Origin of the sequence: Nocardia alba NBRC 108234 (assembly GCF_001612665.1) — a bacterium.
GTDB classification, from domain to species: domain Bacteria; phylum Actinomycetota; class Actinomycetes; order Mycobacteriales; family Mycobacteriaceae; genus Nocardia; species Nocardia alba.
Window position 1 is genome coordinate 1 of the sequence record NZ_BDAX01000029.1, and the last position, 18,418, is coordinate 18,418.

At 67.5% G+C, this 18,418-nt stretch carries 16 protein-coding genes; 6 read left to right on the forward strand and 10 right to left on the reverse strand.

Annotated features, from left to right (window positions below; all coding sequences use genetic code 11):
* Positions 1-280 precede the first annotated feature (280 nt).
* The 5 genes from tyrS to NA12_RS26815 form a co-directional block, all read right to left on the reverse strand.
* Positions 281-1,567, reverse strand: a complete 1,287-nt coding sequence (tyrS, locus tag NA12_RS26795; RefSeq protein ID WP_067457243.1) for a tyrosine--tRNA ligase — start codon at positions 1,565-1,567, stop codon at positions 281-283.
* Between the two features lie 28 nt (positions 1,568-1,595).
* Positions 1,596-2,444 (reverse strand): alpha/beta fold hydrolase, encoded by an 849-nt coding sequence (locus tag NA12_RS26800; protein ID WP_067457246.1) that lies wholly within the window; start codon positions 2,442-2,444, stop codon positions 1,596-1,598.
* Positions 2,445-2,627: 183 nt separating this feature from the next.
* The gene (locus tag NA12_RS26805) at positions 2,628-3,053 is read right to left on the reverse strand and encodes a DoxX family protein (protein ID WP_067457249.1); all 426 of its coding nucleotides are present in this window, start codon (positions 3,051-3,053) and stop codon (positions 2,628-2,630) included.
* 108 nt (positions 3,054-3,161) lie between these two features.
* Positions 3,162-3,782 (reverse strand): DNA-3-methyladenine glycosylase, encoded by a 621-nt coding sequence (locus tag NA12_RS26810; RefSeq protein WP_067457252.1) that lies wholly within the window; start codon positions 3,780-3,782, stop codon positions 3,162-3,164.
* A 54-nt stretch (positions 3,783-3,836) separates the two neighbouring features.
* Positions 3,837-4,982: a low temperature requirement protein A gene (locus tag NA12_RS26815; protein ID WP_067457255.1), complete on the reverse strand. Its 1,146-nt coding sequence runs from the start codon at positions 4,980-4,982 to the stop codon at positions 3,837-3,839.
* 213 nt (positions 4,983-5,195) lie between these two features.
* On the opposite strand from NA12_RS26815, the gene NA12_RS26820 reads away from it, so the two are divergent.
* The 4 genes from NA12_RS26820 (at position 5,196) to NA12_RS26835 (ending at position 8,939) form a co-directional block, all read left to right on the forward strand.
* Complete coding sequence (locus NA12_RS26820; RefSeq protein ID WP_067457546.1) at positions 5,196-6,710, forward strand: multicopper oxidase family protein; 1,515 nt, start codon at positions 5,196-5,198, stop codon at positions 6,708-6,710.
* A gap of 72 nt (positions 6,711-6,782) precedes the next feature.
* Positions 6,783-7,517 (forward strand): ABC transporter ATP-binding protein, encoded by a 735-nt coding sequence (locus NA12_RS26825; protein WP_132370252.1) that lies wholly within the window; start codon positions 6,783-6,785, stop codon positions 7,515-7,517.
* Complete coding sequence (locus NA12_RS26830; protein ID WP_067457260.1) at positions 7,514-8,275, forward strand: ABC transporter permease; 762 nt, start codon at positions 7,514-7,516, stop codon at positions 8,273-8,275. The genes NA12_RS26825 and NA12_RS26830 overlap by 4 nt, the downstream gene beginning before the upstream one ends.
* Before the next feature lie 28 nt (positions 8,276-8,303).
* Positions 8,304-8,939 (forward strand): TetR/AcrR family transcriptional regulator, encoded by a 636-nt coding sequence (locus NA12_RS26835; RefSeq protein ID WP_067457549.1) that lies wholly within the window; start codon positions 8,304-8,306, stop codon positions 8,937-8,939.
* Positions 8,940-8,959: 20 nt separating this feature from the next.
* Here NA12_RS26835 and NA12_RS26840 read toward each other — a convergent pair whose 3' ends face one another.
* From NA12_RS26840 to NA12_RS26850, 3 genes are read right to left on the reverse strand one after another with little or no spacing between them, the layout of a single operon-like run.
* Entirely contained in the window at positions 8,960-9,184 is a 225-nt protein-coding gene (locus NA12_RS26840) for a Trm112 family protein (RefSeq protein WP_067457552.1), read from the reverse strand.
* A 10-nt stretch (positions 9,185-9,194) separates the two neighbouring features.
* Positions 9,195-9,662: a GtrA family protein gene (locus NA12_RS26845; RefSeq protein WP_067457264.1), complete on the reverse strand. Its 468-nt coding sequence runs from the start codon at positions 9,660-9,662 to the stop codon at positions 9,195-9,197.
* Positions 9,659-11,830, reverse strand: a complete 2,172-nt coding sequence (locus tag NA12_RS26850) for a hypothetical protein (RefSeq protein ID WP_243655126.1) — start codon at positions 11,828-11,830, stop codon at positions 9,659-9,661. The genes NA12_RS26845 and NA12_RS26850 overlap by 4 nt, the downstream gene beginning before the upstream one ends.
* A gap of 257 nt (positions 11,831-12,087) precedes the next feature.
* Here NA12_RS26850 and NA12_RS26855 point away from each other — a divergent pair, with 257 nt between their 5' ends.
* Complete coding sequence (locus NA12_RS26855; protein WP_084473127.1) at positions 12,088-13,176, forward strand: glycosyltransferase; 1,089 nt, start codon at positions 12,088-12,090, stop codon at positions 13,174-13,176.
* Positions 13,166-14,305, forward strand: coding sequence for a dTDP-4-amino-4,6-dideoxygalactose transaminase (rffA, locus tag NA12_RS26860; protein ID WP_067457269.1), 1,140 nt, complete (start codon positions 13,166-13,168; stop codon positions 14,303-14,305). Before NA12_RS26855 ends, rffA begins: the two co-directional genes overlap by 11 nt.
* A 1-nt stretch (position 14,306) precedes the next feature.
* Here rffA and NA12_RS26865 read toward each other — a convergent pair whose 3' ends face one another.
* Together NA12_RS26865 and NA12_RS26870 are read right to left on the reverse strand one after the other, a co-directional pair.
* Positions 14,307-14,906, reverse strand: a complete 600-nt coding sequence (locus NA12_RS26865) for a class I SAM-dependent methyltransferase (protein ID WP_067457272.1) — start codon at positions 14,904-14,906, stop codon at positions 14,307-14,309.
* Positions 14,907-15,007: 101 nt separating this feature from the next.
* Positions 15,008-17,959, reverse strand: coding sequence for an AMP-binding protein (locus NA12_RS26870; RefSeq protein ID WP_067457277.1), 2,952 nt, complete (start codon positions 17,957-17,959; stop codon positions 15,008-15,010).
* Between the last annotated feature and the right edge of the window lie 459 nt (positions 17,960-18,418).

Consider the following 18,418-nt stretch of genomic DNA (forward strand, 5'->3'; position numbering starts at 1 on the left):
CCAACAAATCACCGAATTGCTTCGGATCTTCCATTGGGCAACTGTTCCAGCCTAACCGCGCTCCCAGACGATGTCAATCGTTAGCCTGGTCACTCGATCTTGGCCCGTCAGGCGCTCTCCGGTTTGTGTCCGTGTCGCTCTGACTTCCAATAAGTTACGCGCTGGATAACGCCGCGTCAAATCGCTTGGACAACACCGGATCTCCGCAGGTCACCGCGATGCGCTCAGCCGTTGCGCCGGCCTGAATCACACGCATGTGACTCAGGCCTCCGCAACGACATCAGGCTATCCGATGCACGCCCGCCATGTTCTTCTTTCCGCGGCGCAGCACCAGCCACTCACCGTGCAGGAAGTCGGCGTCGGACGGGGTCCATTCGACATCGCCGACCCGCTGGTTGTTCACCGACGCACCACCTTCGTTGACCGCCCGCCGGGCCGCGCCCTTGCTTTCGCACAGGCCCGAGGCGACGAGCAGGTCGACGATCGTGTTCGGCTCACCCGGCACCACCTCGGCCACCTTGCCGTCGACCGCGGTTTCGCGCAGCGCGGCGCCGAGCGTGGACAGCGGGAGTTCGCCCAGCTCGCCGCGACCGAACAGGGCCTGACTGGCCAGTTCCACCGCGCGGGTCTCGGCCTCACCGTGCACCAGCGTGGTCATCTCCGCTGCCAGGCGCTTCTGCGCCTCGCGGGCGAACGGACGTTGCGCGGTCGCCTGCTCGAGTTCGTCGAGTTCTTCGCGGCTCAGGAAGGTGAACCAGCGCAGGTAGCGCACGACATCGGCGTCGGCGGTGTTCACGAAGTACTGGTACCAGGCGTAGGGGCTGGTCAGCTCGGGGTCGAGCCACAGGCTGCCGCCGCCGGTGGACTTGCCGAACTTCTTGCCGTCAGCCGAGGTCACCAGCGGCACGGTGAGCGCGTGCACGTGCGCGCCGTCGACGCGCCGGTTCAATTCGACGCCGGCGATGATGTTGCCCCACTGGTCGGAGCCACCGACCTGCAACGTGCAGCCGTGCTCGCGCCGCAGCTGCAGGTAGTCGTTGGCTTGCAGCAGCATGTAGCTGAACTCGGTGTAGGAGATGCCGTCACCTTCGAGCCGCCGCTTGACGGTGTCGCGAGCGAGCATGACGTTCACCGAGAAGTGCTTGCCGACCTCGCGCAGGAAATCGACGGTCGACAGCGGGCCGGTCCAGTCCATGTTGTTGACGATCAGCGCACCGGTCGGCGACTCGTCGAGGTCGACGAACCGCTCGAGCTGGCCTCGGATGCGCTGGGACCACTCGGCGACGGTGTCGGTCGAGTTCATCGTGCGTTCGCCGACGTCACGCGGGTCGCCGATCATGCCGGTCGCGCCGCCCGCGAGCACGATCGGTCGATGCCCGGCCAGCTGGAAGCGCTTGAGCGCGAGCAGCGGAACGAGGTGGCCGGCGTGCAGGCTGGCGGCGGTCGGGTCGAAGCCGGCATAGAGCGTCAGGGGCGCGGCGGCCGCGGCGGCGCGCAGCTCGTCCAGGTCGGTGGACTGCGCGATCAGGCCGCGCCAGGTCAGTTCGTCGAAGATGTCGCCGGTCACGCTGACCTATCTTTCCGCATGCGGTTCGTCAGTCGCGTGCGCGGGTGAGCCAGGCGAGCAGATCGGCTTCGACCTCGTCGCGGTTGGTTTCGTTGAGGACTTCGTGGCGGGCGTCCGCGTAGACCTGATAGGTGAGGTCGCGCAGGCCCGCGTCGCGGTAGCGCTGGACGAGCAGATCGGACAGGCGCAGCTTGTCGTTGAGTGGGTCCTTGTCACCGACCATCACGTAGACGGGGAGGTCGGCGCGCACGGTGCTCGGATCCGCCAGCCTGGTCTGGGCGTTGACCGCGAGCAGGCCCATGTTGGCCTCGTCGACCGCGAAACCGCACCAGGGGTCGGCGATGTAGGCGTCGACCTGGGCTTCGTCGCGGCTGATCCAGTCGGCGTCGGTGCGGGTGGGCTGGAACTCGGCGTTGAAGAAGCCGATCAGGTCGCCACCGGCGGCCGCGATCTCACCGAACAGTCCGTCGACCGCGGTCGTGCCGCTCAGGACCACCTCGTCGACGAGGCCGGAGTGGTCGAGCAGGTACTGCTGCACGGCGAAGGAGCCGAGGCTGTGGCCGATCAGGGTGACGGGCAGTCCGGGATGACGTTCGCGCAGAATCCTGGTGAGCGCGACCTCGTCGGCGACGAGCAGGTTCCAGCCGTCGACACCCAGATCGCCCGCCACCGGGCCCATGCTCAGTCCGTGGCCACGGTGGTCGTCGGCGTACACGGCGAACCCGAGATCGGTGAGCCGTGCGGCGAGGTGGCGATAGCGGTCGGAATGTTCACCCATGCCGTGCGCGATCTGCACGATGCCGCGCGGCTCGGAATCAGTGGGGACCCAGCTCCGCACGTGGATCGTGGTGCCGTCGGTGCTGGAAAAAGTGAACACGGGCGCTCCTGCTCGTACGGTTCTCGATGTGGTCCTCGATCGTCGCACCTGCGGTGAATTCACCATATTGGCCGCTGAGACGAAATCGGGGACACGAGATGAGCTCCGCGACCGAGCCCTCGACACGCCGATGATCGCCGGGACCCGAAGGCTCCGGCGATCATCGGCGTGTCGAGTCGCGGCTCATCGCACCAGCGCGGTGATGGTGGCGCGGCGTTCGTAGGCGATCCAGGCGAAGATCGCGGCCAGCACCAGCGGGAAGATCGCCATCGCGGGCTTGTCGGCGATGAAGGCCTGCGTCGCGGCGGCGAGCACGGTGAGCACGGACAGGCCCACGGCGGCCAGGCCGGACACGCGCGGCACCATCAGCCCGATACCGCCCGCCACCTCGACGACTCCGATGAAGATGAGCAGCGCGAAGGGGATGGTGAGGTTCTCGGGAGCGTTGTCCATGAGGGTGTTCGGAATGACAAGCTTCGGGCCGCCCGAAGCGATGATGAAGAACAGGCCGAGCACGATCTGCAAGGTCCACAGGACGCGGTTGCGGATCTTGCCGGGGCGGTAGGCGTCGGTGTGGGAGAAGTTCGCGGAGGGGGTCGCAGTGGTCATGGTCTCGTCCTTCGAGTCGGTCGCGCCGGGTTGGTAGCGCGTTCAACAGATAGGACGGACCGTCGCCGGAAAACTCATCGCTGTCGGCGAAGTCGGTTGACAGCGCCCCTACAGCAGCGGGGTGGCGCGAGGGCTGCGCCGATACACCGACACGGCAGGCGAGGCCGGTAGCCAGAACCGCCACGGGACCTCGGCGGCGATGCTGACACCCACCCTCGGACCGGCTGCGATATCGGAATGCGGCACAGGTGATTCCAGCTCGAGGCGCAACGGGGAGAACGGGTCGAACAGCTCGGTTCCGTAGTCGGACATGCTGATGCCGAGCGCGCTACCCACATTGCCCGGTCCCCGCGCCAGATCGGCGTCCCTGCGGGCGGCCGGCCTGCGGTCGCGGACGACGTCGATGCCCTCGACCACCTCCGCCGCCCGGACGAGGACCGCACCGGCCTCGCCGTCGTAGCCACCGGTCACGTTCACACACAGGTGAATTCCGTACGAGCGATACACGTAGAGCCGCCCGGCCGGACCGAACATCACCGCGTTGCGGGCCGTCGGTCCCGGCCAGGAGTGTGCGGCCGGATCGGGCCACGGTCCCCCGGGGTCGCTGCCATAGGCCTCGACCTCCACGATGCGCAGCGCCACCGGACCCGACCACAGGATCGCGCCGAGCAACCGGTGGGCGGCGGTAGGAGGATCGACAGCCAATTCCTGGGCGGACACGACCGTCATTGTCACCCGGTCGGACACCCCGTGTGGCATTCCTCCGCCGCGCGCGCCCGCTCCTCAGGCGTAGACGCTGTGCTGGCCGCCGCGCAGGATGCGCCGATCGTCGGCGATCACCACCGCGTAGGCGACCGCTACCAGGGTGGCTAGCTGGCCCCAGGCGAGCCAGTACACCCCGATCGGCGCGGTCGCGGCGACGACGAGGGCGCCGAGCAGCCTGCCGCGCGCACCGGACAGACCGAGCGCGCCCCGGAACCAGGACTGTCCGGCGAAATAGAGGGCGACGCCGCCGGACAACGCACCCGCAGCAGCCCAGCTCACCGGCTCGCCGCCGTGCGCGATGCTGAGCGCGATGCCCGCCGAGGTGAGGATGACACCGACCAGGAGCGGATAGAGCGCGTAGTCGTAGGCGACGAGCGCCGGCCGCACCCGTTCGAGGTCGGGTCGTTCGCCCAGCGCGTGCTCGCCGCGTTCGTCGTCGAAGCCGAAGTAGGCCCACCACAGCACATAGGCCAGCGCCAGCCCCAACGCGACCATGGCCAGCAGCGCGACGGTGATCGGTTCGCCTGCCAGCCCGACACCGAGCGCGACGATCGATTCGCCGAGCGCGACGATCACCACCAGCCCGTGCCGCTCACAGAAGTGCGAGACACGCACCCGGAATCCGGCGGTGTCGACGAGGTAGGGACTGAGGATCTGCATCGCGAAAGCCCCTGCCCAGAGCAGATATTGCAGGGGCGGGTGGGTGAAGCCGCCTGCCACGACCAGGGTGGCCGATACCGCGTTGAGCGGCCCGATGCGGCGGATCGCCAGGACGGCCGACGCCCCACCCGCCGAGGCGAACATCGCGGTGTGGATCGCGGTCACCAGCAGGTAGCCGATTCCGAAGGCGAGACCGGTGCCGTGGAAGGCATCGGGCACGGCGAGCGCGAGCATGAAGAACGCCGACATCCCGACCAGCAGCCAGGTCCGGCGCGACGAAGAGCTCGGCGCGACCTCGTTGGTCAACCAGACATACCCGCTGTACATCCACCAGATCACGCCGAACATCAGCGAAACCTGCAGGACCGCTTCCCATCCCGGATGGTGGACGAACACGTGGGTGAGCTGGGTGATCGTGAAGACGAAGACCAGATCGAAGAACAGTTCCAGGGTCGAGACCCTGACCTGGCCGCCTTCGGCCCGGTCGTTGAGATTGCTTGACACGGCAGAATGGTAGGGCTGGTGACCGGTTCGCGCGAACCCGGCGAGAACACCCGCGATCGGGCAAGCGATGTGGTCGGGGACGGCGCTTTGTCAGGTGCGCGTCTCGTGGTCGTTTTCGACTCCTTGTCCCTGAACACATTCGGTCAGGAATCAGGGGTCGAACCGGGGATGTACCCGGATGTGGGGCGGCGTTCGCGCTCCTACCGTCGATGCATGGCTTCTCCCCCACGTCGGCTGCGCCGCTTCCTGCTCGGCGCGTGCGCCCTCGTCGTCACCCTGGTCACCGCGATCGCCGCCGGGGTGACGTGGACGTGGAGCGCCGCCGACGTCTCGACGGTCGGCAGCACGGAATTCACTCGGCCACTGCGCATTCCGCCGGTGGCGGAATCGACCGTCGACTCCACCGGGACGCGCGTGTTCGCACTCGATATGCGCACCGGGACAACCGAATTCGAGCCCGGCCGCGCGACCGAGACCTGGGGTTTCAACGGCGGCTACCTCGGTCCCACCGTGCGCGCGGCCCGCGGCGAACGCGTGCGGGTCCAGGTGCGAAACCAGCTCCCCGAGGCGTCGACTGTGCACTGGCACGGCATGCACCTGCCCGCCGCCATGGACGGCGGACCACACCAGATGGTCGACCCCGGTGCGTCGTGGACGCCGGAATGGACTGTGGACCAACCTGCTTCGACCCTCTGGTATCACCCACACCCCCACGGCGCGACCGAGGATCACGTGCGCCGCGGCCTGGCGGGCATGTTCCTGATCGATGACGCGCCGAGCGCGCGGCTGTCGCTGCCGAACACCTACGGTGTGGACGATATCCCGGTAATCGTGCAGGACCTGCGCCTACGCGGTCGCCGCCTCGACGGTGCGCACACGATCTTTCGTGACATCGGCTTCCTCGGCGACCGCACCATGGTCAACGGCACCCTGTCCCCGTACCAGGAGGTCGGCGACGAACTGGTGCGGCTGCGCGTGCTCAATGCCTCGACCGCACGGATCTACACCTTCGCTTTCGACGACGCCCGCTCGTTCGCGATGATCGGTTCCGACGGCGGCCTGCTCGAACGCCCCACCACCCTCGATCACCTCCGTCTCTCCCCCGGCGAACGCGCGGAGATCGTGGTGCGGGTGCGGCCCGGTGAGCGCACCGTTCTGCGCAGCGAGAAACTCCAGGCGGGCCTCGGCTTCTGGTCGAACCGGTTCTCGGGCGGCGACGACACCTTCGACGTGCTCGAACTGCGCGCCGCGACGACCCTGCGCCCCTCCGATGCCTTGCCGCAAGCCCTTGTGCCACCGTCGATTCCCGATGGGACGGACTCGGTCACGGATCGGCGCTTCGACCTGACCCTGGCCGGCATCAACGGCGAGCGCATGGACATGGGCCGCATCGACACGATCGTCACCCGGGGCACCACCGAGACCTGGGTCGTGCGCAACGTGGACGGCATGCCGCACAACTTTCACGTCCATGATGTGCAGTTCCGGGTGCTCGAGTACGGCGGCAGCCCACCCCCACCCGAGCTGAGCGGCGCCAAGGACACCATTTTCCTGCCACCGAATACGGCGACGACGCTGGCGCTGCGCTTCGACGGGCCCGCTGATCCGACGACGCCGTACATGTATCACTGCCACCTGCTGTGGCACGAGGAGGTCGGAATGATGGGCCAGTTCACCGTCGTCGAACCAGGTCAGCAGGCCGAGACACCCCCGCGACACGCGCACTGACCTTGCCGCATCGACATCGTCGCGCTAAATTCATCACGTAGTGAATTCAACACACGATGAATTGAGGCGACAATGTCGCACCCCGCCCCGCCACCGATCGCCGTCCAGGTCGCGGACCTGACCGTCAAGCGCGGAAAACGGCCCGTCCTACACGCCCTCACTCTGGACATCCCGCGCGGTTCGATCACCGGCCTGCTCGGCCCGTCGGGCTGCGGGAAGACCACCCTGTTGCGCAGCATCGTGGGAACACAGCTGGTGGAATCGGGCACCGTGACCGTGCTCGGCGAGCCCGCGGGCAGCGCCGGGCTGCGCCGCCGGGTCGGTTACGTCACCCAGGCGCCCAGCATCTACGCCGACATCAGCGTCCGCGACAATGTGGCCTACTACGCCGCGCTCTACGGACGCCAGCGCGACGACACCGAATCCGCGCTCGCGGCAGTCGGTTTGGCCGATCACGCGGATCAGCTCGGCGATCAGCTCTCGGGTGGCCAGAAGACCAGGGTGTCGCTGGCGTGCGCGCTCGTCGGCAAGCCGGAACTGCTGGTGCTCGACGAACCGACAGTCGGCCTCGATCCGGTGTTGCGCGTGGAGCTGTGGAAGCAGTTCCGCGAATTGGCCTCGGCGGGAACGACTCTGCTGGTGTCGAGTCACGTGATGGACGAAGCCGAGCACTGCGACAAGCTGCTGCTGATGCGCGAGGGCGATCTACTCGCCCAGCTCACTCCCGACGAACTGCGCGAGCGCACCGACGAACAGAACCTCGAGGCCGCTTTCCTGACCTTGATCACCCGAGGAGAGCACGCATGACCACCCTGCGTCCCTACACCGCCACCACCGGCCGGATCCTGCGACAACTGCGCAACGATCACCGCACCGTCGCGATGATCCTGGTGGTTCCCGCCCTGCTGATGACCCTGCTGTATTTCATCTACCAGGACGCACCGGGCCCCCCGCACGCCCCGCTGACGATGTTCGACCGGGTCGGCATCACGATGCTCGGCATCCTGCCGTTCATCGTGATGTTCCTGATCACCGCGATCGCGATGCAGCGCGAACGCACATCGGGAACTCTCGAACGCCTGCTCACCACACCGCTGAGCAAGCTGGACCTGCTCGCCGGGTATGGCAGCGCGTTCTCCCTCGCCGCGGCCGCGCAAGCCGCCGTCGCGTGCGTGGTCGCGTTCTGGCTGCTCGGGTTGACCGCCGCGGGCAGTCCGGGGTGGGTCATGCTGATCGCGATGGTCGACGCGGTGTGCGGCGTCGGGCTCGGCCTGCTGGCCAGCGCGTTCGCGCGCACCGAATTCCAGGCCGTGCAGTTCATGCCGGTGATCGTCGCGCCGCAGATCTTCCTGTGCGGGCTGCTGGTCCCGCGTGACCGGCTGCCCGGCTGGCTGGAGGCGATCAGCAATGTGATGCCGTTGAGTTACGCGGTCGACGCGCTCCAGCAGGTGTCGGTCCACGCCGAGCCGACGGGTGCGATGTGGCGCGATATCGCCGTCGTCGCCGGGTTCGCGGTGGTAGCGCTCGGCCTCGCCGCGGCTACTCTGCGGCGACGCACCCCGTAGCGAACGAGACCCGACGAGAGGATCCATGATGAGTGACGGCGAATCCGGTTCCGGCACAGCGAAATCCGGGCGCACCGGGCGCAGGCCGGGCAATGCCGACACCAAACTGGCGATTCTCGACGCGGCGCGGGTCCGGTTCGCCGGCGCCGGGTTCGACAAGACCTCGATCCGCGCGATCGCGGCCGATGCCGATGTCGACCCGGCGCTGGTGCACCACTACTTCGGCACCAAGCAACAATTGTTCGCCGCCGCCGTCGACTTCCCGGTCGACCCGGAGGCCACGCTCGGCGCCGTTGGCGCCGCACCGCTCGACGAGCTCGGGCAGACCATTGTGCGCGCGGTCGTCACGGTGTGGGACTCCCCCGCCGGACCCGGCGTCGTGGCCATGGTCCGCAGCATCTTCGCGGGCGGCGACCAGAATCTCGCGCGCGCGTTCCTGCTCCAGGTGGTGCTGGAACGGGTCAGGGTGCGCATCGCCACCGCGGACGACGACGGCCGCGCCAGGGTCGCGCTGGCCGCGTCCCAGATGGTCGGTGTCTTGACCGCCCGCAAGATCATCGCGCTGGAGCCGTTGGCCTCGATGCCGATCGACGCCGTGGTCGACGCCGTCGGCCCGGTGATCCAGCGCTATCTGACCGGCGACATCGATACCGGCGGTTGGTGATTCGGCAGCGAGTGAGCCGATCAGGATTCGGCGACGAAGAATTCGTGCTCGGCGTCGGTGACGTCGCGGGCCTCGTCGATCAGCAGCACCGGGATGCCGTTGTCGATCGGGTAGGCGCGGTGTAGACGCGGGTTGTAGAGCACGCTCACATCGGCTTCGGTGCGCACCAGTTGCAGTGGGCCCTTGTCCTGGGGGCAGGCCAGCAGGCCGAGCAGGGTTGCGTCGATGGTGGTTTCTTGCGCCATGACCGACAACCTACCCGGCCGCCGCTGACGTCGAAGAATCCGCGCCACGACGGAACGAGATGTGCCGGTGGCCGAAGAAACTGCCGACCGCGACCAGGCCGAGCACGACCACCGCCGACGGCATCCGCGGCAGTCCGAACACCGAGACCGCCAGCGAGAGCAGCGCCATGTTCAGCACGAGTCCGCCCGAGTTCACGACAACGAACCCGAGGAAGTCGCGCACCACATGACCGCGCACCCGGAACACCAGCGTCCGGTGCAGTACGAACGCGCTGACGATGCCGATGCCGTAGGCCAGCGCCACCGCGACCGCGGGCGGCACGGAATTACCGAGGATCGCCATCCACGCCACGGTGAGCACGATGCCGAGGGCGGTGTTGAAACCGCCGATCAGCGCGAACGCGAGTTCCTGTCGACGCACGACACGCAACAGCAGGCCGGTCGGCGCGTCGGCGACGTGTGGCGAGTCGGCTGTCACGAGTGCACGTCCACCATTTCGCGGTCGACCGGATCGGGGCTCGATTCCGGCTCATCGGTCTCGTCTTCGCGACGACGTCCACGCACGTAGACCCACTGTGCGACGCCGAGTCCGGCCAGTCCGGCGAGTGCGGCCGCGATGCCGATCTTCCAGCCCGGCGGGCGCCAGGTGACATCGAGTTCGGCCTTGTCGGTGCCCGCCGGAATGTCCACCGCGACAATCGACTTCGCGATCTGGGTCATCGGGAGCGGAGCGCCGTTCAGGGTCGCCCGGTAGCCGGGCCATGCCAGGCGCGCGAGCACGACCCGGCCGCCGGTCGGCGAACTGACCTGCATCCGGCTGCTCGTGTAGCTCTCCGACAGCGACGTCGCGGTGACGCCGGCGGCATCGGTGATCCGCCCGTTCCGGGTCGAGATCGGCCCGTCGACCCGCTCGAGCACACCGATGTAGTTTTCGTGGCCCGGGTAGTCGACCCACTTCCACCCGGCGGGCGGTTCCTGGTCGACCACGTCAGGGAACAGCGCCTTCTGCACAACGACCCGGTCCAGATTCATCAGATCGACCAGTGGCCGCCCGGTGGTGGCCTCCGGCGCGAACATCCGCCGATAGGCGTCGGGGCAGACGCTGCTGTCCCAGCGCATGCAGAGCAGTTCGCCGAAGTAGAAGTGCCCGGTCGGGGTGTAACCGTTGACGAAGTTCAGGCCGAGGCCCTTGGCCGAGTTGCCGAACACGAGCGACCCGTACGCCCCGTCGACGCTCTTGTCCTTGGGCTGGAGCAGCCCGCGGTCGCCGAGCTGGATGGTGTTGCCGGTGAAGTCCGGGAACTTCGCCGCGGCCTCGGACCGCGAGGCGGGCAGGTTCCACGACATCGGCGTCGGCTGCGCGTCGCGCACCTGCAGGTAGACGATCGGGAACATCACGGTGATGGCGAGCAGGCACGCGACAGCGACGCCACGTGTCTTGTCCAGCCAGATCAGGCCGGCGCCGAGCGCTCCGATCGCGACCGCCGACAGCAGGTGCCAGTACCAGTCGTCGGGCGCGGCCGAGAACGAGCGCACCCAGAGCAACAGGATCAGCACACCGGCGGCGATACCACGGTTCTTCAGGTCCTTGGTGGTGCCGTAGCGACCGAGCAGCACGCAGACCAGCACGAGCAGACCGATCGCGAGCATGGGCAGCACCCGCACCGGCCATCGCAACGGCCCGACGGTGCCGGGCCCGGCCGTCCACATCAGCATCATGATCGCGAAGATCGCGACCGCGCTGAGCTCACGCCAGCAGTCCTTGGCCCTGCGCCAGTCGATGAAGGCGAGCGCGGGCACCAGGAACCAGGCGATATAGGTGACCGGCATCGGCTGGATGTAGCCCCACCACGAAGTGAACGCGGGCAAGGTACTGGGCAGACTCGCGTTGAGCGACTCCGACCACGGCACGGTGAGGAATTGGTCGTTGATGATCTGCGCGGTCCCACGCCAGGTGACCTTCGCCGAGAGCATGCTCGGCAGGTAGGTCAGCAGACCGGCCAGCCCGGCACACAGCGACACCAGTGCCAGGCGCACCACCGGTCGCCATGCGCGCTGGTAGATGATCTCGCCGACAGCGACAGCGAACAGCATCAACGCCGCTTCGACGGCCGGGAAGATGTATTGCACCGAGATCGTCAGATACAAGAAGACGAAAACCGGGATCGGACCGCCGGTCCCCCGTGCGTAGCGCACCGACGACGCCCACGCGTGCACCATCCACGCGGTGCCGGTGAGCGCGGTCATCCAGCTCGCCGTATCGAAGAACAGGAAGAAGCCGGAGAGCGGGAACGCGACGCCCGCCACCGCCGACCACGCCGGCCGACCGCCATAGGCCAGGCAGATCCGGTACACGCCCAGGCCCGCGATGATCGAGAAGATCAACTTCACCACGGTCGCGTAGAGCGCGATGTTGTCCACCGACGGCGCGATCAAGTCGATCAGCAGCTGCGGCGGGTTGAACAGCCCGGCGTCGTCCATGGTGTTGTTGCCCGACATCCACTGCTCGGGAACCATCGTGGGGAACCGGCCCTCGCGCAGCTCGCGACCCAGCGTCACCCACAGCGAGGTGTACTGCGACTCGGTGTCGTCGGTGAAGAAATGACGTGCGTTGGCCAACAGCACGGCGACGTAACCGAGGATCACCCCGACCGTCGTGACGAGCCCCCATCGGATGACATCGCGTCGCGAATCGGGATCTCTACGCGCATCGAGTACAGCACTGTCGGTCACGAGTCCCAGACCCTACATCGACCGAGCGTTCACAGTGCAGTGGGTCGGTGAGATTCCCTCGGCGCAGCACCGGGAAGGCCTCGCTGTACCGTGTTAAAGTTCACCGGCTCGGACTCTGCTGTCACGCAGGGAGTACCGGCACGCACCGTCTTCGAAAGTCGATCCAGCTGATGCCGAATCCCACCTCGCCGACCTACCGCTCCGCTCCCACGACGCCGAACGGTCATGCCGACGCGTCCGGCGGCCCCCGCCCGCACCGGGTTTCGGTCGTGGTGCCGATCTACCGCGGCGAGGACACCATCAGCGGCCTGGTCGACGAGCTGCACAGGCTGAGCCGACCGACCGAAACGCCCGCAGGCGTCACGTTCGTCGTCGACGAGATCATCCTCGTCCACGATCACGGCCCCGACCACTCCGACGTGGTGCTGCAGGAGCTGGAACACACCTTCGACGAGGTTCGGACCGTCTGGTTGAGCCGCAACTTCGGCCAGGACGCCGCGACCATCGCGGGTATGTCGGCCGCGAGCGGCGACTGGATCATCACCATGGACGAAGACGGCCAGCATGATCCGGCCTTCATCGCCCGGTTCCTCGACGCGGCGCTCACCGAGCGGGCCGATCTGGTGTATTCGAAGCCGGTGAACACCCGCCCACACGGTTTCCTGCGCAACATCACCTCGCGCGGCGCGAAGATCGTGTTGGCGACACTGTTCGCCTTCCCCGACTCCAGCCGCTTCGAGAGCTACCGGCTCATCCGCGGTGACATCGGTCGCCAGCTCGCCGGGGTCGCGTCCAACGGTGTGTACCTCGACGTCGCGCTCACCTGGGTGGTCGGCGCGGTCGCGCAGGTGCCGGTCGAGCTGCGGGCCGAGGGGCGAGACGAGTCCGGGTACAACTACCGTCGACTGTTCTCACTGTTCTGGAAGATGGTGCTGTGCAGCGGCACCCGTGGGCTGCGGCTGGTCAGCATGCTCGGCGTGACGCTCGCGCTCGGTGGGCTCGTGTTCGCCGCGGTGATCGTCGGGCAGCATCTCACCGGGGACGGTGCGCCCGAAGGGTGGGCCTCGATCATCGTCGTGCTGCTGCTGTGCTCGGGTGCGACGTTGTTCTCGCTCGGGTTGATCGCCGAATACCTCGGCGTCGCGCTGCACGTCCTGGTGGGTAAACCGTTGTACCTCACCGTCGATTCACCGACTCCGCGCCCCGGCCACCGGGAAGCGACCACCGCCAAGAGAGAGACCGACCGGGTTGAGCAGTGACCGCATCATCTTCAGCCGACCGTTTCGGGCGCGCCAGGAACTGGCCAACCTCGAGGCGGTACTGAACTCTGATCACAGTCACGGCGACGGCGCGTTCACCGCGTCGGCCACTGCGAAGATCAAGGCCATCACCGAGGCCCCCCACGCACTGCTGACCACCTCCTGCACCTCTGCGCTCGAGATGGCGGGCCTGCTGCTCGAACTGGGCCCCGACGACGAAGTGATCGTGCCGAGCTTCGCGTTCACCTCGACCGCCACCTCGATGGCACTGCGCGGTGTGACCTGCGTTTTCGCGGATATCGATCTCGCGACCGGCAATCTCGATCCGGCCTCGGTCGCCGCCGCGCTCACACCGCGCACCAAAGCGGTCGTCGTCATCCACTACGGCGGCGTCGCCGCGGAGATGGCCGAACTGCTCGCGCTCGCCGACACGCACGGCTTCGCGATCATCGAGGACAACGCGCACGGCCTCGGCGGTCGCTGGCGCGGTCGACCCCTCGGCACCATCGGCACGCTCGGCACGCTGAGCTTCCACGACACCAAGAACGTGCATTGCGGCGAGGGCGGCGCGCTGCTGCTCACCGACGAGATCCTGATGGCACGCGCCGAGATCATCCGGGAGAAGGGCACCGACCGGGCCCGATTCCTGCGCGGCGCGGTCGACAAGTATTCCTGGCAGGACATCGGTTCCAGTTATCTGCCGAGCGAACTCAACGCGGCGGTACTCGACGCGCAACTCGCGGCGTTCGACGTCATCCAGGCCGGTCGCCACCGGGTGTGGGACGGCTACGCGAGCGCGCTACCGGATTGGGCCGCGCGCAATGATGTCCGCCTGATGACGGTTCCCGACGACCGCGAGCACACCGCCCACCTCTACTTCCTTCGCACGCCGACCGAGGCCCGACGCGACGACCTGATCAGTCACCTCGGCTCGCTCGGAATCTCGGCGCCGTTCCACTACGTACCGCTCGATTCCAGCCCGGCCGGATTCAAACTCGGCCGGACCCCGAATCCGTGCGTGCGCAGTGCCGAGTTCTCCGGCACGGTCGTGCGGCTCCCGCTGTGGCCCGACCTGAGCGACGCTCAGGTCGCGCGGGTCGTCGACGCGGTCACCGCGTTCACCGTCTGACTCAGACGTCGAGGACGTAGAGCTTCTCCCGACCGCCCGCGATCAACGCGCGGTAGGACACTCGTGAACCGAATCCACGGAAGAAGGCATCCAGGCTCGGCTCGGTGAACCGGGCCTCCTGCGCGCCGTCGCCCGCGTTGGTGAACCGACGGCCGATCGTGGCGAGCACCCGATTGTCACTGGTCGCGAGGTTGCGAATGGGCTCGGCGATGATCACCTTGGTGCGGGCCGCCGCGAGCATGCGGCCGACGACGGCCTCCGGGTCGGGCAGAAAATGGTAGAGACTCGCCTGCATGATCAGGTAGTCGGCGGCGGGCAGTGGGTCGTCGGCGTGCACGTTCCAGACTTCGCCCCGGCCGCCCGCTCTGGTCAGGTCGGCGATGAATCCCTCATTGAGATCGAGCCCGCGATAGTCGACGGATTTTTCCTGCAAATGTTTGGTGAACAGGGTCGCCGGACCGCAACACACATCGACGACGCTGGCCCCCGCTGGTATCAGAGCCGAGATCGGCTGGAAACGCCCGTCGTAGTGACGTCCGTACAACCCCCGCATCAAGACTTCGTACACGGTGCCGCTGCGGTAGATCAGGCTGGTGCTCACGAAAGAATCCTCTGGAACATCGGTGAAACGACTAGCACACCCGATGTTACGGACGACTCGGCTTTCCCGCCGACCGAGCGACGGTCGGCGGGACCGCGATGTCAGCCCAGCAACCGCTCCGCGTCCGCCGCGGTGAGCACCTCGTAAGCCTCGGTCTCCCGGTTGTAGATACAGGTACCCGGTCCCGCCTCGGGCAGACCCGCGGCCTGGACCGCCGGCGCGGACGGTCGGAAGCTGGAACTGCGCGGGATCTCCTCGACGACGTAGACCAGATCCGGGCGCTGGCCGGGTTCGAGCCCACGCATCGCCTCGGTGATATCGCCCGGTTCGATCCGGAACCCGTCACGCACGCTCAGGGCGGCCGCGGCGACGACACCCGCCGCGGTCTTCAGCCCGAACGCCACTTCCATGTCGACCGGGGTGATGTCGTTGAGCACGTCCACGATCGGCTGGGTGAACACCGGGCCGCGCGCGGTGCGGATCACGGTGTCGCGGCGGTCGACCAACCAGTAGTCGCCGTCGGTGTCACGCCGGAACAGGTTCTCCGTGGGCCACCAGGCATCGCCTGCCCGGAACACACCGCGCAGTCCGCCGTCGGAGATATCGCCACCGTCGACGGCCTTGCCGAGCAGCAGTCCGGGTTCGTTGTCGGCGCAGCGGCGGGCGAACCCGTCGTCACCGACGAGGATCTGCTCGCTGACCGGGTCGTAGGCGACCAACTCGACCCGCGCGGTGCCGGGCACCGGCCTGCCCTTCGACCCGATCTTCGTGCCCGGGACATTGGCCAGCACCACGTCACCGTCGATCGAGGCGTAGAACTCGAGCACTCGCGCCGGGGCGAACTGTTCCACGGTGCGCCGCCACAGGCCCGCGGGCATGCCGGAGCCGATGAACAGCCGTATCGGATGGTTGTGACCGACGGGGAAGGCCTGGGCATCGAGCAACTCGCGCAGCATCGTCCACGTGTAGGTGACGACGGTGACGCCGTACCGGTGTACCTCTTCGGCGAACCGGCCCGGGTCCATGTCCATCGGCCGTGCCAGCGCGATGCGGCTCCCGCCCGCGATGGCTCCGCCGAGGCTCACCAGCAGCCCCGACGAATGATGCAGTGGCGCGAGGCAGTAGACGGTGTCGCGACGGTCGAGGTCGGCCGCGCTCGCGGTGCCGAACGCCGACAGCGCCCAGCGATGGTTGGTGATGTACTTCGCTTCCAGGCGCTCGCCGGAGCCGAGCACGAGCACGAACGCGAGTTCGCGAGCCAGACCCGGATTCGGCCGGTACCAGGCGGGCACCCGGACCCGCGCCGGGTCGATCTGTTCGAGGTCGATCACCCGGTCACCGGTCGGCACCGCGAGCGCGCGGCTGTCGCCGCCGCCGAGCACCAGCACTCTGGCGGCGGTCGTGGCGGCGGTGCGCAGATTCTCCGGATCGGTGATCAGCGTGTGCACGCCGGTCAACTCGATGGCCCGGTCGAGTTCGGCGCCCGGTGCCAGGAGCACCGCGACGGCGCCGATGCGCGAGAGCGCGGCGACCGAGGCCAGGGCGCTGGGACGCGTCTCCATCATGATGCCCACACGCATGGCGGGCCGGATACCGACCGAGATCAGCCCGCGCACCACATTGTCGACGCGCTCCTCGACGGCGGCGTTGGTGTGCACCCGGTCATCGAAGAGGACCAGGTCCTTCTGCGGCGCGCGGCTCGCGTGCTCACTGAGCAGTTTGCCGAGCGAGATACGGGTGTGCGGCTGGATCATTCCGAGCCTGGTCAGCCGGGGCAGGGCCCGCGCCGCCTCCCCTGCCATTTCCAGCGAACCGCGAATCGTGTTGCCCGCGATATTCTCCAGCACCTTGCCGACGCCCGCGCCCGCCTCGGCCAGACCGGCTGCGGTGTGCACCATCCGGGTGGCCGCGGTGCGCGGCGCGTTGCCCGCGACGTGTTCCTGCATGGGCGTGATCTGCTCCGGCAGGGCGGCGTTGCCGTCCATCCAGGCGATCCAGTCGCGCACAATCGGCCAGGTGTGGTTGGTGGCCGTGGAACCCGCGACGAGCCCGAAATGGCCTGCTACCAAACTGGCTTCGTAGACCTCGGCGTTGGGCGCGGCTCGCACGATGCCACGCACCGCGGCGGGCTGACCGATGTCGTCGACCTCGCCGACGAATGCCAGGATCGGGCACTTGAGCTCGGCGAGTGACACCGGGTGGTCGCGAATCACGAACCCGCCCAGCATCATTCGATTGTGGGCGACGAACTGCTTGAGCAGATCGGCCACGGCCGGACCGGCGTACCCCACCCAGCCCTCGCTGTTGAGGAAGCGGCGCTGACGTTCTTTGGGCAGCAACGCTTCCCGATCGTGCAATTGCAGCAGGAAGTCGAGCCGCGACTTGGCGGTCTTGACCGGGTCGAGCATCTGGAAGCCGATGCGCACCATCGATTCGGTGATCGGCAGTCGGTGCATCACGTGGTCGGCGAGGAAATCGGCGACTTCGGACACCAGGCCGTAGGGCAGGCCGAACGGCATTCCGTTGACTATGTCGACGGGACTGCCGAAGGTGACGATCGAGGCGACACCCTTGCCGTAGCGGTAGGCCGTGGTCTGATAGGCGAACATGCCGCCCTGGGAGTACCCCATCAGGTGCAGTTGCGCGCCGGTGGCCTCACAGACGGTGTCGATGGCGGAGTTCACCGCGAGCACATGGTCGGCCAGGTCGCGTTCCCAGCCGCCTTCCTCGGTGGCGGGTGAGCCGAAATCGATGACCCAGCAGTCGATTCCGCCGGCGTGCAGGATTCCGACCGCGCCGCCTGCCGCATTGACGTCCCAGATGTCGGCATTCACCATCAGCGGCGGCACGAGCAGCACTACCGGACGCCCCGGCGTCGCATCGTCGGGGAAGTAGTGCCGCAGCCGATACATGCGTCGACGCTCGACGACCTCGAAGGGCGAGGACTCGACATCGTGCGATAACCCGCCGAAGCGGATCACCTCCAGCCCGTTCTGCGCGGTAGCCAGCAACCGCTGCACCGAACCGACCACACCTTTTGGACTGATATCCACCGTTCCCACCTGGCCCTACTGTTCAAAGTGACACACCTCACACACCCCGATGTGCTCATACGAGCTTGCCACACCGAACCTCCATTATGTGCCGCCTGTGACAGGCCGCATGTTCCGGTGCACCGCCCCACATCCCCCGGTCAACGGCCGATAACGCCTAGGTCACAACTCTCCTACGGTTCACGCTCGCACCGAGGTTCTTTCGAATCCCCGGCGCGCGAACGCCTCGACCGCCTACGATCGCCCTCGTCCGGAACGTACTGACACGCATCAGATTTCGTGCAACACCGTTTCACAGGCCCGGTTATCCGCGCAGGACCATTCGCTTCGCATCGTGACCCACACCCGCCGACTCTGTCGAGCCGCACAGGTCGATCGGTCGTGCCGATTTCCGCCCCGAGGTGAGGACATATCCCATGACCGTCGAATACCCGATGATCGTCGCCGATAGGCTGGCCA

Coding starts and splice junctions, on each gene's coding strand:
- NA12_RS26805 (WP_067457249.1), bottom strand. CDS start 3,053: ATGACCACTGCGACCCCCTCCGCGAACTTCTCCCACACCGACGCCTAC.
- NA12_RS26810 (WP_067457252.1), bottom strand. CDS start 3,782: ATGACGGTCGTGTCCGCCCAGGAATTGGCTGTCGATCCTCCTACCGCC.
- NA12_RS26820 (WP_067457546.1), top strand. CDS start 5,196: ATGGCTTCTCCCCCACGTCGGCTGCGCCGCTTCCTGCTCGGCGCGTGC.
- NA12_RS26825 (WP_132370252.1), top strand. CDS start 6,783: ATGTCGCACCCCGCCCCGCCACCGATCGCCGTCCAGGTCGCGGACCTG.
- NA12_RS26830 (WP_067457260.1), top strand. CDS start 7,514: ATGACCACCCTGCGTCCCTACACCGCCACCACCGGCCGGATCCTGCGA.
- NA12_RS26835 (WP_067457549.1), top strand. CDS start 8,304: ATGAGTGACGGCGAATCCGGTTCCGGCACAGCGAAATCCGGGCGCACC.
- NA12_RS26840 (WP_067457552.1), bottom strand. CDS start 9,184: ATGGCGCAAGAAACCACCATCGACGCAACCCTGCTCGGCCTGCTGGCC.
- NA12_RS26855 (WP_084473127.1), top strand. CDS start 12,088: ATGCCGAATCCCACCTCGCCGACCTACCGCTCCGCTCCCACGACGCCG.